This is a genomic window from Rhodopseudomonas telluris, from assembly GCF_042432815.1.
Classification (GTDB): domain Bacteria; phylum Pseudomonadota; class Alphaproteobacteria; order Rhizobiales; family Xanthobacteraceae; genus Rhodopseudomonas; species Rhodopseudomonas telluris.
This window is the reverse complement of record NZ_JBHLWM010000008.1, coordinates 589672-602553: the sequence shown is the minus strand read 5'-3', so window position 1 is coordinate 602553 and position 12882 is coordinate 589672. Positions and strand designations below refer to the sequence as shown.

The window sequence follows — 12882 nt, the reverse complement described above, 5'->3', positions numbered from 1 at the left end:
TCAGGACCGTCTCAAGCTGGGGAATCCTCGCCGCCTTCAAACAACTGGATCGGTGCGCCCGGCATGATCGTCGAGATCGCATGCTTGTACACCAGCTGGGAGTGTCCATCGCGCCGCAACAACAGGCAGAAATTATCAAACCACGTGACAATGCCTTGCAACTTGACTCCGTTCACCAGGAAGATCGTGAGAGGAGTTTTTGTTTTTCGAACGTGGTTTAGGAAGGTGTCTTGTAGATTCTGTGCGCGGTCTGCCGCCATTTTTATTCCCGCAATTGGAATGGGTCTTTTCTTGCCGCAGCGTGTCTCTCTTCAGAAACGGGTCTCTTCGGAAACGTTGTCTCACCGGAGCTTCGCAACGGTTGCCAGCCTCCCTGAGATCCCCCTCTGAAAGCCGACAGTGGATTAGAGAGTACGCGTGCTTTTTAGGCAAGCAGCTAAATCGGACGCAGCGTCTTCCGTACGACGAAAAATTAGGAAAACGCGGCGAAGCGGTGGAACTGCTCCCGCAGGCGGAGCGCTACCGGTCCGGGTTTGCCGCTTCCGATGGTATGGCCATCGATCGCAACCACCGGCATCACGATCATGCTCGCCGCGGTGACGAACGCCTCGGCCGCGCCGGCGGCCTCCTCCGGCGTGAACGCGCGCTCCTCGAAACGAATCTGCAGCGCTTCGAGCGCATCCTTCAAAACGCTTCGGGTAATCCCTGACAGGATACCCGACTTGTCCGGGCGCGTAACGACACGGCCCTCCTTGGTCACGATCCAGGCGTTGCTCGATGAGCCTTCGGTGACGAAGCCGTCGCTATCCACATACCACGCCTCGTAAGCCCCTGCTTCGCGGGCCGCCTGCTTGGCGAGAACGTTCGGCAGCAGCGCGGTGCTCTTGATATCGACCCGGGGCCAGCGGTTCTCCGGGACGGTGATCACCTTGATGCCGCGCGCGGCGTTCTCGGCGCCCTTGGCCGGATTGATCGTCCGCGCGGTCACCACGACGCTGGGCTTCACGCTGCCGGCCGGAAAGCCGTGGTCGCGGCGCGCCACGCCGCGGCTGATCTGCAAGTACACGATGCCGAACTGCACGCGATTGCGGCGTACCACTTCGTGCATCACCACCGACAGCGCCGACAGCGGCATCGGCTCGGCGATCCGCAATTCACCGAGCGAGCGCTGCAGCCGCGCCAGATGCCGCGGCATGTCGACCAGCTTGCCGCCACGAACCTCGCAGACTTCATAGATGCCGTCGGCGAACTGATAGCCGCGGTCCTCGATGTTCACGCTGGCGTCGCGCATATCCTGATAGCGGCCGTTCACATAGGCGATACGCGACATCGGTTCGGTCCAATGTTGATTGTTGTTGTTATGAAGCCGATCAGCCGACGCCGAGCGCCTTGAGCTTGCGATGCAGCGCCGAGCGCTCCATGCCGACGAATTCGGCGGTGCGTGAGATGTTGCCGGAGAACCGGCTGATCTGCGCGATCAGATAGTCGCGCTCGAACACTTCGCGCGCCTCGCGCAGCGGCAGCCCCATGATGTGCTCGCCATTGTTGCCGGTCGGCATGGTCGGCACCATCGAGCCGACGTCCTGCGGCAACATGTCGGCGGTGATCACCGCGTCGGGCCCGCCGCCGGCGAGGATCATCACGCGTTCGACGTTGTTGCGGAGCTGGCGGACATTGCCGGGCCAGACATGCGATTGCAGCACCGCCATCGCGTCCTGTCCCATCTGCCGCTTCGGCAGGCCGGTGGCGGCCGAGATCTGATCCATGAAGTACTCGATCAGTTCGGGAATGTCTTCGCGCCGCTCCGACAGCGGCGGCACCCGGATCGGTACCACCGACAGCCGGTGATACAGATCTTCGCGGAAATGCCCCGCGGCGATTTCCTCTTCCAGATTGCGGGCGGTCGACGAGATGATGCGGACATCGACATTGATCTTGGCGGTGCCGCCGAGGCGCTGGAACGTCTGCTCGACCAGCACGCGCAGGATCTTGTTCTGGGTCTCGCGCGGCATGTCGGCGATTTCGTCGATGAACAGCGTGCCGCCATGCGCCTCTTCGAGCGCGCCGGCCTTGCGCGGCTGCTCGCCGTTCGGCTCGGTGCCGAACAGTTCGACCTCCATCCGCTCCGGCGTGATCGCGGCCGCATTGATCACCACGAACGGCCCCTCGGCGCGGCTCGACGCGTTGTGCAGCGTCCGCGCGGCCAGCTCCTTGCCCGAGCCGGACGGGCCGACGATCAGGATGCGGCTGTTGGCCTTGGCGGCGCGTTCGATGGTCTGGCGCAGCTGGTTCATGCAGGCCGACCGGCCCATCAGCGTCGAAGCCGACGGCGCCTGCTGCTTCAGCTCGCGAACCTCGCGCTTGAGCCGCGAGGTCTCCAGCGCGCGCGTCGCGACCAGCAGCAGCCGATCGGATTTAAACGGCTTCTCGATGAAGTCGTAGGCGCCGCGCTTGATCGCCGCCACCGCGGTTTCGATGTTGCCGTGACCCGAGATCATCACGACCGGGACCTCGGCGTGCTCCTTCTTGATCTGTTCGAGCAGTTGCAAGCCGTCGAGCTTGCTGCCCTGCAGCCAGATGTCGAGGAAAATCAGGTTCGGACGACGGGACGCGATCTCCGCCAACGCGGAATCGCTGTCACGCGCGGTGCGCGTGCTGAAGCCTTCGTCCTCGAGAATGCCGGCAACGAGATCGCGGATGTCCGCTTCGTCGTCGACGATCAGGATGTCATTCGCCATGTGTCACGCCTGTCAATTCAGCCGCTGCTCGCAGCTGCTATCGTTGGTTCGTTGCCGGCACTGGTTTTTGGTTCACCGGCGGGCGGTGTCGCGGGCTGACCGGACATCGCAAACCGCAGTCGCATCCACGCTCCGCGCTGTCCGGGCCGGATATCGGATGCGTCGTTGAGTTCGATTCCGCCGCCGTGGTCGACCAGCACGCGCCCGACGATGGCGAGCCCGAGCCCCGTGCCCTTCTCGCGTGTGGTCACGTAGGGTTCGAGCAAACGCGAACGGCTTTGTTTGGGCAGACCGATGCCATTGTCGATGACATCGATGACGACGTCCTCGCCGTCGCGCGCGGCGACGACCTCGATCCTGCCCTTGCCAAGTTCTTCGGGCGGGACAGCCTCGATCGCCTCGGTGGCATTCTTGATGATGTTGGTCAGCGCCTGCGAGATCAGCCGGCGGTCGAACCGCGCACGCAGCGGGTCGTCCTTGACCTCCGCCTCGATGTCGACCTCCGGATGCCCGACCCGCATCAGGAACACCACCTGCCGCACGGTGTCGGCGACATCCTCGCCCTCGATCACCGGCTTGGGCATCCGGGCGAAGCGCGAGAACTCGTCGACCATCCGGCGGATGTCGTCGACCTGGCGCACGATGGTGTCGGTGCACTGTTCGAAGATGCCCTTGTCTTCGACGATGACCTTGCCGAACTTGCGCTTGATGCGTTCGGCCGAGAGCTGGATCGGCGTCAGCGGATTCTTGATCTCGTGCGCGATGCGGCGCGCGACATCGCCCCAGGCCGAGGTGCGCTGCGCCGACACCAGCTCGGTGATGTCGTCCAGCGTGATGATGTAGCTGTCACGCGTGTGGCCGGTCTGCTCGGCGGTGACACGCACCGACAGGATGCGCTCGCGGCCGTCGCGGTTGATCGTGATCTGCCCCTGCACCAGCCGCTGCGAGCCCTCGCGGGCATTGGCCATCATCTCGTCGAGCTCGGGAATGACTTCCGACAGCGGATGGCCGAGCGTCTCCGACTCCGAATGGCCGATCAGCTTCTCGGCGGAGCGGTTGAGGATGCCGATCGACAGCGAGCCGTCGACGCCGATGATGCCGGCGCTCGCCGAGGACAGCACGGCTTCGATGAAGCGGCGCCGGCTGTCGATCAACTCGCTGGCGCTGACCAGCTCGTCGCGCTGGGTGCGCAGCTCCTGCGTCATCTTGTTGAAGGTCTCGCCGAGCTGCGACAGGTCGCCCTCGGATTTGAACACCGGCACCTGCACCTGCAGGTCACCGGTCGAGACCAGCTTGGCGGCGCCCATCAGCCGGCGGATCGGCGCCACCAGCCAGTTGGCGAAGTTCAGGCCGATCAGCACCGACGACATCAGCACGGTCAGCGCGATCACCGTAAACATCAGTGCGAACGCCACCTGCACGCCGAGCCGGCGCGCTTCGATCTCGGCATATTCGGCGACGCTGGCCTGGGTCTGGCGAAGCTGAGCCACCACCCGCGGATCGAGCAGGCGCGCCACGTAAAGGAAGGTGTCGTCGAACCCCTTCAGCCGGATCACCGCGGCAACGTAATTGGCCTCGATGAACACCGCGATCTGCGGCTCGGTGTCGTCGACATTGCTGAGAAACTCCGGCGCCGGCGTATCGAAATCACGCTGGATGCCGGTCTGCGCTGAGGCGAGCACCTCGCGGTTCTTGTCGATCAGCATCGCGCCCGGCAGATTGCGGGTCTTGGCGCTGGCGGTCAGAAACTCCTGGAAGGACTTGCGGTCCTGATCGAACAGCGGCCGTGCGTGCGAGATGTCGTTGGCCATGCCGAGGATGTCGCCGCGGATCAGCTGGCCGTGCTCGTGCAGATAGGCGTTGGCGACGATCAGCGAATTCTGGATCACCGCCCGGGTCGGCCCGGAGAACAGCCGGTCGAGGCCGCGGTCGAGCGTGACGTTGGCGACCACCGAGACCAGCACCGCCGGGAGGACCGCGATCACCGAGAACAGACTCACAATCTGCACGTGCAGCCGCGCCGCTGCCCGGCCGCGCCGCCGCGCCTGAATGATCTTCCAGACCTCGTGGGCGATGATTCCGACCAGCAGCAGCACGGTGGCCGCGTTGATCATCAGGAACGTCACCACGACATCTCGAGTCGGCGCGATCGGCGTCAGGCCGGTGAGGACAACGAAGGTCAGAAACGCCGAGAGCAGCGCCACGCCCACGGCGAGCGGCGCCAGCAGCTTGCGCCAGGTGGCGGTGCGCGGCTCGGCGATCGAGGGGTCGTCAACGGTTGGGGCCGACGTCTCTGCGCTGGTCATTCTGGCAATGAATCATTGAATGCGAATGGCCGCCTCCCGTAGGCGGCCATGTGATGCATTCCTACAACATTGTTGCTCAATTGCGACAATATCGCGGCGCGTCGCCCAAACCACCTCGGGCGACTACGCAGTCCACAGCAGAAAGCCTTGTCGCGACGTCTCAGCCGCCGGTGCGGTACACCTGAATGTCGAGGTCGCGGATCTTCTTGCGCAACGTATTGCGGTTCAGCCCAAGCAGATCGGCGGCGCGAATCTGATTACCGCGCGTCGCCGCCAGCGCAGCCGTCAGCAACGGCACCTCGATCTCGCGCAGCACGCGATGGTAGAGGCCGGGCGGCGGCACACCATTCGGGAAACCCGAGAAGTGCGATGACAGATACATCTCGACCGCGCCGCCGAGATTATCGACGGTGTGCGAGACGCTGCCGCCGGAGACCACCGCGGGCGGCGCCAGCTCGCCGTCGATCACCGAGGCGGTGATGACGTCCTGCGGGTACAGCGCCGCGAGACGCCGGGCGAGGTTCTCGAGCTCGCGAACGTTGCCGGGCCAGCGATGCTGCTTGAGCCGCTCGAGCGCCGCGGCGTCGAGCTTCTTGGCCGGCAGGCCGTCCTTCTCGGCGAGCGCAAAGAAATGTCGCACCAGATCGGGCAGATCCTCGATGTGCTCGCGCAGCGGCGGCAGCCGCAGCGGCACGACGTTGAGGCGGAAGAACAGGTCTTCGCGGAACAGGCCCTGCTGGATCAGGATGCGCAGGTCCTTGTTGGACGCGGCGACGATCCGGACGTCGGTCTTGATCGGGGTGCGGCCGCCGACCGTGGTGTACTCGCCCTGCTGCAGCACGCGCAGCAGCCGCGTCTGTGCCTCCATCGGCATGTCGCCGATTTCGTCGAGAAACAGCGTGCCGCCTTCGGCCTGCTCGAACCGGCCGGAGGCGCGGCTGTTGGCGCCGGTGAACGCGCCGCGCTCGTGGCCGAACAATTCGGACTCGATCAGGTCGCGCGGAATCGCCGCCATGTTGACGGCGACGAACGGACCGTTGCGGCGTTTGCCGTAGTCGTGCAGTGCGCGCGACACCAGTTCCTTGCCGGTGCCGGACTCGCCGGAGATCATCACCGTCAGGTCGGTCTGCATCAGCCGCGCCAGCACGCGATAGATTTCCTGCATCGCCGGCGAGCGGCCGACCAGCGGGATCGAGTCGAACTCGTTCTCTTCGGCCGGATTGCTGGAGCGCTCCTTCGGTTCGGCCAGCGCGCGGCCGACGATGGCGATCAGCTCCTTCAGGTCGAACGGCTTCGGCAGATACTCGTAGGCGCCCTTCTCCGACGCGCGGATCGCCGTCATGAAGGTGTTCTGCGCGCTCATCACGATGACCGGCAGATTGGGCCGCATCTTCTTGATACGTGGTAACAGGTCGAAGGCGTTTTCATCGGGCATCACCACGTCGGTGATCACCAGATCGCCCTCGCCCTGGCTCACCCAGCGCCACAACGTTGCGGCATTGCCGGTCAGCCGCACCTCGTATCCGGCGCGCGACAGCGCCTGATTGAGGACCGTACGAATGGCGGTGTCGTCGTCCGCGACAAGAATACTACCTGCGGGCATTAGTCAGTCCTCATCTTGCGTTCTGTGAGGCAGGAGACGACGCCGGCTCGTCCTCGCCCGTACTCTGATTGTAGGCCTTCGCCGTGTTGTACATCGGCAGCAGCACGCGGAACGTGGTCTTGCGCGGCTGCGATTCACATTCGATGATTCCGCCGTGGTCGCCGACGATCTTGGCGACCAGCGCGAGCCCGAGGCCCGAGCCCGAGGCCTTGGTGGTGACGAACGGATCGAACAGGTTCGGCAGCAGGTCTTCGGGCACGCCGGGGCCGTTGTCCTTGACGCAAAACTCCAGCGGCAGCGAGACGCGCGTCTTCTTGCCCGGCACCGACAGCCGCACGCCCGGACGGAACGCGGTGGTGAGCTGGATCTCGGCTTCCGAGCCGAGATCCACCAGCGCCTCGGCGGCATTCTTCACCAGATTCAGGAACACCTGAATCAGCTGATCCTGATTGGCCAGCACCGGCGGCAGCGACGGGTCGTAGTCCTCGACGAACTTGATATTTCGCGCGAAGCCGGACTGCGCCAGCCGCTTCACGTGATCGAGCACCGAGTGGATGTTGACCGGGCCGCGCGCCACCGGGCGATCGTCGCCGAATACTTCCATGCGATCGACCAGGGTGACGATGCGGTCGGCCTCGTCGCAGATCAGCCGCGTCAGCATGCGGTCTTCGGACGACGCCTGCTGCTCGAGTAACTGAGCCGCGCCGCGGATGCCGGACAGCGGGTTCTTGATCTCGTGCGCCAGCATCGCGGCCAGCGCGATCACCGAGCGCGCGGCGCTGCGATGGGTGAGCTGGCGGTCCATCTTGTCGGCGATGGTGCGCTCCTGCAGCATCACCACGATGTGGCCGGGACGCTCGGTCAGCGGCGCGACGTGCAGATCGACCTGACGGTCGGCGCCGATCCGCGGCGTGCCGAGATCGACCTTGTACTCATTCACCGGCGAATTGCCGCTGCGCACCTGCTCGATCAGCGCCAGCAGCGGACTGCCGAACGGCACCAGCTCGGTGAGCGACTGCCGCTGCAACAGCTGCGTCGAGATTTCGAAGAACGATTCCGCCGCCATGTTGGCGTCGATGATCTTGCCGTCGGGGCCGACCAGCAGCACCGGATTCGGCAGCGCGTTGAGGATCGCATCGCTCTCGTTCGGCTTGGCGGCGCGCGGTTCGAGGACGGCGTTCATGCTGCGGCTCTCCAGGCAAAGTCGTCGTAGGCATCGGCGAGCGCGCGATGCACACGGGCCGGGTTCGTGTCGGTCAGGATCTGGCTTCTCCAGTGTTTGAGTGTGTCGGCCGGCGCGCCGCTGGCGGCAGCCGCGACATCGAGCGACCAGCCGAGATGTTTGCGCGCATGACGCAGGCCGATGCGCTCGCCATAGAGGCCGAGCACGCCGTCATACAGCTCGCGCAGATAAGCGAACTGATCGGACAGTGACGGTGCCGTTTCGGCCGCGCCACCCTCGAGCCGGCGGCCGATCTGGCCCGGCAGCCATGGCTGACCCTGCGCGCCGCGGCCGATCATCACCGCGTCGGCGCCCGACTGATCGAGCGCCGCGACGGCATCCTCGTAGGTAGTGATGTCGCCATTGACCACGAGCGGAATCTCGATCGCCTCGCGGACCGCGCGAACGGCGGCCCAGTCGGCTTCGCCTTTGTAGAACTGGCTGCGGGTGCGGCCGTGCACCGTGACGAGCTGCACGCCGGCGTCCTGCGCGCGCCGCGCCAGCCCCGGCGCATTGCGCGAGCGGTCGTCCCAGCCGAGCCGCATCTTCAGCGTCACCGGCACGCGCACCGCGCCGATCGTGGCTTCGATCAGCGTCAGCGCATGATCGAGATCGCGCATCAGCGCCGAGCCGGACTGGCCGCCGGTGACGTGCCGCGCCGGGCAGCCCATATTGATGTCGATGATATCGGCGCCGCCCGCCTCGGCGATTCGCGCCCCCTCCGCCATCCAGTGCGGCTGGCAGCCGGCGAGCTGGACGACGTGCGGTCCGTCCTCGATCGCATCACAGCGCCGAATCGACATTGCGCGACCGTTGACGAGGTCTTCGCTGGCGGTCATCTCGGATACGACCAGGCCGGCGCCAAGCGCTGCGACCTGTTTGCGAAACGGCGCGTCGGTAATTCCGGACATCGGCGCCAGCAGCACCCGATTGGCCACCGCAATATTGCCGATTTTCAAAGGCGGCGAACCTGTTACTGTGGGGCGGGTCACAAGCTGCTCATTCTGTCGCCAGCGCGTCATTGCGACTGGTCTAGCTCAATGTTTGAGCATCATACGTCATTGCCTACAGTTTAGCCAGTTATACCAGACATGCAAGTGCGTTGCAGCATTATGCCCAGCGGTAGAACCGCGAAACATGCTGAATCCACTTCTGGTCATGCTAAGGGCTGGCCCGCACCTCACTGAGTTTCACCGCCTGCCAAGAAGCTGACCCAGAGACCAATGCCGACTCCTCCCCGTACCGCCGCCATCATCGTTGCCGCCGGCCGCGGCCTGCGCGCAGGCGCTGGCGGCCCAAAACAGTACCGAACGCTCGCTGGACGGCCCGTCATTGCGCGGTCTCTCGAGCCGTTCTGCAGCCATCCGGAGATCTGCGCGGTGCAGCCGGTGACCAATCCCGACGACACCGCGCTGTTTAACGAGGCCGTCGCCGGCCTCAGCTTCCGCCCCGCGGTCGGCGGTGGGGCGACCCGGCAGGCGTCGGTTCGCGCCGGGCTGGAGGCCCTCGCCCAGCTCGCTCCGGACATCGTGCTGATCCACGATGCGGCGCGTCCCTTTGTCACGCCCGGGCTGATCTCGCGCGCGATCGTGGCTGCCGGCCAGACCGGCGCGGCGCTGCCGGTCGTCGCAATCAACGACACGGTGAAGCAGATCAACGCCGCCGGCGAAGTCGAAGCGACTCCCGATCGCGCCACGTTGCGAATCGCCCAGACGCCGCAGGCCTTCCGCTACGACGTCATTCTCGACGCGCACCGCCGCGCCGCGCGCGATGGCCGCGATGATTTCACCGACGACGCCGCGATCGCCGAATGGGCGGGATTGACGGTTGCGACTTTCGAAGGCGATGCTGCCAACATGAAATTGACCACGCCGGACGATTTTGCGCGCGAAGAGAGCCGTCTCACGGCGCTGCTCGGTGATATCCGCACCGGCACCGGCTACGACGTCCACGCCTTCGGCGACGGCGACCACGTCTGGCTGTGCGGCTTGAAGGTGCCGCATAATCGCGGCTTCCTGGCGCATTCCGACGGCGATGTCGGCCTGCATGCTTTGGTCGACGCGATCCTCGGCGCGCTGGCCGATGGCGACATCGGCTCGCACTTCCCGCCGACCGATCCGCAGTGGAAGGGCGCGGCCTCCGACAAGTTCTTGAAGTACGCGGTCGACCGTGTCGCCGCGCGCGGCGGCCGCATCGCCAATCTCGAAGTGACGATGATCTGCGAGCGCCCCAAGATCGGCCCGCTACGCGATCCGATGCGCCAGCGCATCGCCGAGATCACCGGCCTGCCGGTGTCGCGGATCGCCGTGAAGGCAACCACCAGCGAGCGGCTCGGCTTCACCGGCCGCGAGGAAGGCATCGCCGCCACCGCCAGCGCCACTATCCGGCTGCCCTGGGGCGCCGACGGACTGGCCGGCTGAGATGAGCAGCAGCAACGCCCGCACCCTCGCCCGCGCGTTGCTCGACCTGTGCCGTTCGCGCAAGCTGATGATCGCGACGGCTGAATCCTGCACCGGCGGCCTCGTCGCCGGCGCCCTCACCGATATCCCCGGCTCGTCCGACGTCATCGACCGCGGCTTCGTGACCTACTCCAACGCTGCCAAGCACGATCTGCTGGGCGTCGAGACCGCGACGCTGAACACGTTCGGCGCGGTCAGCAAGGAGACAGCGATCGCCATGGCGGTCGGCGCGCTGGAAGAAGCCGACGTCGACCTCGCGGTGTCGATCACCGGCATCGCCGGCCCCGGCGGCGCGACGCCGAACAAACCTGTCGGACTCGTGCACTTCGCCGTCGCCGCCCGCGACGGCCGTATCACGCACCGCGAGCACCGCTTCGGCGCGATCGGCCGCAGCAACGTGCGTCAGCGCTCGGTGGTCGAAGCGCTGCGGATGCTGCTGGAGCTGGCCCGCGGCCCGAAGCCGCCGACGAAGGCCAAGCCCGCCCCCGCGACCGGCGTCCACAAACGCGTCGCCCGCACCCCCCGCCGCGCCGCCGCCGTCAAACGGGTGGCGCCGAAGCGTGCGGTGAAGCCAAAGAAGACTTAGCGACGAAGCTACTCGTGGCAGCAAGATCAGGCGCACGGAACGTCCCACCACCGCCGTCCCCCTCCGCGAAAGCGGAGGGCCCGGTATCCCAGAGCGCTTGTTGCTTGCCGCAGCCGCTCTGGAATACTGGGTCGCCCGGTCAAGCCGGGCGATGGCCGCGGAGTGAGGAGCAGGACTAATTAGTCCCCATCCGACGCCATACCCTACGTCCGCTTTTTCTCGTCATGGCCGGGCTTGTCCCGGCCATCCACGTCTTGCCACGCGGCGAGGCCCAAAACGTGGATGCCCGGGGCAAGCCCGGGCATGACGGCGTTGATACGTAACTTATTACTTCACCGTCATTGCGAGGAGCGTAGCGACGAAGCAATCCAGCGCCGAGCACGGGGCTGGATTGCTTCGCTGCGCTCGCAATGACGGCGGAAGGAACGGCGGGGATGGCGACGGCGAGAAGCCAGCTACGCCCGCGACAGCTTCGGCGCGCCGCCGTAGACCTGATCGGCGCGGGTTTCGAAGGCGGCGGCGAAGCGGTGGAAGGCGGTGTCGAACATCGCGCCCATCAGCGTCGCCAGCATCCGGCTCTTGAATTCGTAAGCGAGGAAGAAGCCGACCTCGCAGGCGCGCTCCGTCTTCGGCACGAAGGTCCAACGGTTCTCCAAATTGGAGAACGGGCCCCGCAAATACTCGACGAGAATTTTCATGTTGGCGCGGTCGAGCGTGACGCGGCTGGTGAAGGTCTCCTGCACCAGCTTGAACGACACCGTCATGTCGGCGATCACGACTTCGGTGCCGTCCGGCTGCGGCGTGCGCTCGCGGATCTTCAGCGCCTTGCACAGCGGCACGAATTGCGGATAGCGCTCGACGTCGGCGACGAGGTCGAACATCTGCTGGGCGCTGTGCGGCACGCGGCGCTTGCTGGAAAACTGCGGCATCGTCGCGGACTCAGCGCGCCAGCGCGGCGCGGGCCGCCTTCAGCTTCGCGAAGTCCTCGCCGGCATGATGCGACGAGCGCGTCATCGGCGACGCCGACACCATCAGGAAGCCCTTGGCATAGGCGGTCGTCTGATAGCCGGCGAATTCGTCGGGCGTGACATAGCGCATCACCGCATGATGCTTGCGGGTCGGCTGCAGATACTGGCCGATGGTCAGGAAATCGACGTCGGCGGAGCGCAGATCGTCCATCACCTGCAGCACCTCGTGGCGCTCCTCGCCGAGCCCGACCATGATGCCGGACTTGGTAAAAATGGTCGGGTCGAGTTCCTTGACCCGCTGCAGCAGCCGGATCGAGTGGAAATAGCGCGCGCCCGGCCGCACCGACAGATAGCGCGACGGCACGGTTTCGAGATTGTGGTTGAACACGTCGGGCTTGGCGGCCACGACCACTTCGAGCGCGCCGTCCTTGCGCAAAAAGTCCGGCGTCAGGATTTCGATGGTCGTGGTCGGGCAGGCTTCGCGCACCGCGCGGATCGTGGCGGCGAAATGCGCCGCGCCGCCGTCGGCGAGATCGTCGCGATCGACCGAGGTGATGACCAGATGCTGCAGGCCGAGCTTGCGGGTCGCCTCGGCGACGTAAGCGGGCTCGTTGGCATCCAGCGCGCCCGGCATGCCGGTCTTGACGTTGCAGAACGCGCAGGCCCGGGTGCAGGTGTCCCCCATGATCATGAAGGTGGCGTGCTTCTTGTCCCAGCACTCGCCGATGTTCGGGCAGCCGGCCTCCTCGCACACCGTGACGAGGCCATTTTCCTTGACGATGCTACGCGTCTCGCCGTAGCCGCGGGTGGTCGGGGCGCGGACGCGGATCCAGTCCGGCTTCTTCGGCGACAGCGCATCCGGCCGCGCCGCCTTCTCCGGATGCCGGGGACGGACAGGATTGGCGGACACTGTATCGACGAGAACGACCATGCTGGCCCCGATTGAATGCGAGAACCCTACCTAATCCGGCAACCCGCGTCCCGCAACCCGGGCCGCTTG

11 protein-coding genes are annotated in these 12882 nt (G+C 65.8%); 2 read left to right on the top strand and 9 right to left on the bottom strand.

All coding sequences use genetic code 11. The features are described from left to right. Positions 1-11 precede the first annotated feature (11 nt). From hfq to dusB, 7 genes are all read right to left on the bottom strand, one after another. Entirely contained in the window at positions 12-260 is a 249-nt protein-coding gene (gene hfq / locus ACFFJ6_RS20225; RefSeq protein ID WP_002711839.1) for an RNA chaperone Hfq, read from the bottom strand. A gap of 212 nt (positions 261-472) precedes the next feature. Further along, the gene (locus ACFFJ6_RS20220; RefSeq protein WP_378391169.1) at positions 473-1330 is read right to left on the bottom strand and encodes a D-amino-acid transaminase; all 858 of its coding nucleotides are present in this window, start codon (positions 1328-1330) and stop codon (positions 473-475) included. Between the two features lie 40 nt (positions 1331-1370). Next, on the bottom strand, positions 1371-2738 hold the full coding sequence (gene ntrX / locus ACFFJ6_RS20215) for a nitrogen assimilation response regulator NtrX (protein ID WP_378391167.1): 1368 nt from the start codon (positions 2736-2738) through the stop codon (positions 1371-1373). A 17-nt stretch (positions 2739-2755) separates the two neighbouring features. After that, positions 2756-5044 (bottom strand): sensor histidine kinase NtrY-like, encoded by a 2289-nt coding sequence (locus tag ACFFJ6_RS20210; protein ID WP_378391165.1) that lies wholly within the window; start codon positions 5042-5044, stop codon positions 2756-2758. A gap of 160 nt (positions 5045-5204) precedes the next feature. Further along, complete coding sequence (gene ntrC / locus ACFFJ6_RS20205) at positions 5205-6647, bottom strand: nitrogen regulation protein NR(I) (protein WP_378391163.1); 1443 nt, start codon at positions 6645-6647, stop codon at positions 5205-5207. A gap of 10 nt (positions 6648-6657) precedes the next feature. Continuing rightward, positions 6658-7830, bottom strand: coding sequence for a two-component system sensor histidine kinase NtrB (locus tag ACFFJ6_RS20200; protein WP_378391161.1), 1173 nt, complete (start codon positions 7828-7830; stop codon positions 6658-6660). Next, positions 7827-8891 carry a tRNA dihydrouridine synthase DusB gene (gene dusB, locus ACFFJ6_RS20195; protein ID WP_378391159.1) on the bottom strand — a complete coding sequence of 355 codons (1065 nt, stop codon included), beginning with the start codon at positions 8889-8891 and terminating at the stop codon, positions 7827-7829. The genes ACFFJ6_RS20200 and dusB overlap by 4 nt, the downstream gene beginning before the upstream one ends. 201 nt (positions 8892-9092) lie before the next feature. Here dusB and ACFFJ6_RS20190 point away from each other — a divergent pair, with 201 nt between their 5' ends. Together ACFFJ6_RS20190 and ACFFJ6_RS20185 are read left to right on the top strand one after the other, a co-directional pair. Further along, positions 9093-10289 (top strand): bifunctional 2-C-methyl-D-erythritol 4-phosphate cytidylyltransferase/2-C-methyl-D-erythritol 2,4-cyclodiphosphate synthase, encoded by a 1197-nt coding sequence (locus tag ACFFJ6_RS20190; RefSeq protein WP_378391157.1) that lies wholly within the window; start codon positions 9093-9095, stop codon positions 10287-10289. A gap of 1 nt (position 10290) precedes the next feature. Further along, the gene (locus ACFFJ6_RS20185) at positions 10291-10914 is read left to right on the top strand and encodes a CinA family protein (protein WP_378391155.1); all 624 of its coding nucleotides are present in this window, start codon (positions 10291-10293) and stop codon (positions 10912-10914) included. Positions 10915-11369: 455 nt separating this feature from the next. Here the strand turns inward: ACFFJ6_RS20185 and ACFFJ6_RS20180 are convergent, their stop codons facing one another. Continuing rightward, positions 11370-11843, bottom strand: coding sequence for a type II toxin-antitoxin system RatA family toxin (locus ACFFJ6_RS20180; RefSeq protein ID WP_378391153.1), 474 nt, complete (start codon positions 11841-11843; stop codon positions 11370-11372). Between the two features lie 10 nt (positions 11844-11853). Continuing rightward, on the bottom strand, positions 11854-12813 hold the full coding sequence (gene lipA / locus ACFFJ6_RS20175; RefSeq protein ID WP_378391151.1) for a lipoyl synthase: 960 nt from the start codon (positions 12811-12813) through the stop codon (positions 11854-11856). Positions 12814-12882: the final 69 nt, after the last annotated feature.

Excerpts from the sequence above, each read along its gene's own strand:
- hfq (WP_002711839.1), bottom strand. The coding sequence starts at position 260 with ATGGCGGCAGACCGCGCACAGAATCTACAAGACACCTTCCTAAACCAC.
- ACFFJ6_RS20220 (WP_378391169.1), bottom strand. The coding sequence starts at position 1,330 with ATGTCGCGTATCGCCTATGTGAACGGCCGCTATCAGGATATGCGCGAC.
- ntrX (WP_378391167.1), bottom strand. The coding sequence starts at position 2,738 with ATGGCGAATGACATCCTGATCGTCGACGACGAAGCGGACATCCGCGAT.
- ACFFJ6_RS20210 (WP_378391165.1), bottom strand. The coding sequence starts at position 5,044 with ATGACCAGCGCAGAGACGTCGGCCCCAACCGTTGACGACCCCTCGATC.
- ntrC (WP_378391163.1), bottom strand. The coding sequence starts at position 6,647 with ATGCCCGCAGGTAGTATTCTTGTCGCGGACGACGACACCGCCATTCGT.
- ACFFJ6_RS20200 (WP_378391161.1), bottom strand. The coding sequence starts at position 7,830 with ATGAACGCCGTCCTCGAACCGCGCGCCGCCAAGCCGAACGAGAGCGAT.
- dusB (WP_378391159.1), bottom strand. The coding sequence starts at position 8,891 with ATGACGCGCTGGCGACAGAATGAGCAGCTTGTGACCCGCCCCACAGTA.
- ACFFJ6_RS20190 (WP_378391157.1), top strand. The coding sequence starts at position 9,093 with ATGCCGACTCCTCCCCGTACCGCCGCCATCATCGTTGCCGCCGGCCGC.
- ACFFJ6_RS20185 (WP_378391155.1), top strand. The coding sequence starts at position 10,291 with ATGAGCAGCAGCAACGCCCGCACCCTCGCCCGCGCGTTGCTCGACCTG.
- ACFFJ6_RS20180 (WP_378391153.1), bottom strand. The coding sequence starts at position 11,843 with ATGCCGCAGTTTTCCAGCAAGCGCCGCGTGCCGCACAGCGCCCAGCAG.
- lipA (WP_378391151.1), bottom strand. The coding sequence starts at position 12,813 with ATGGTCGTTCTCGTCGATACAGTGTCCGCCAATCCTGTCCGTCCCCGG.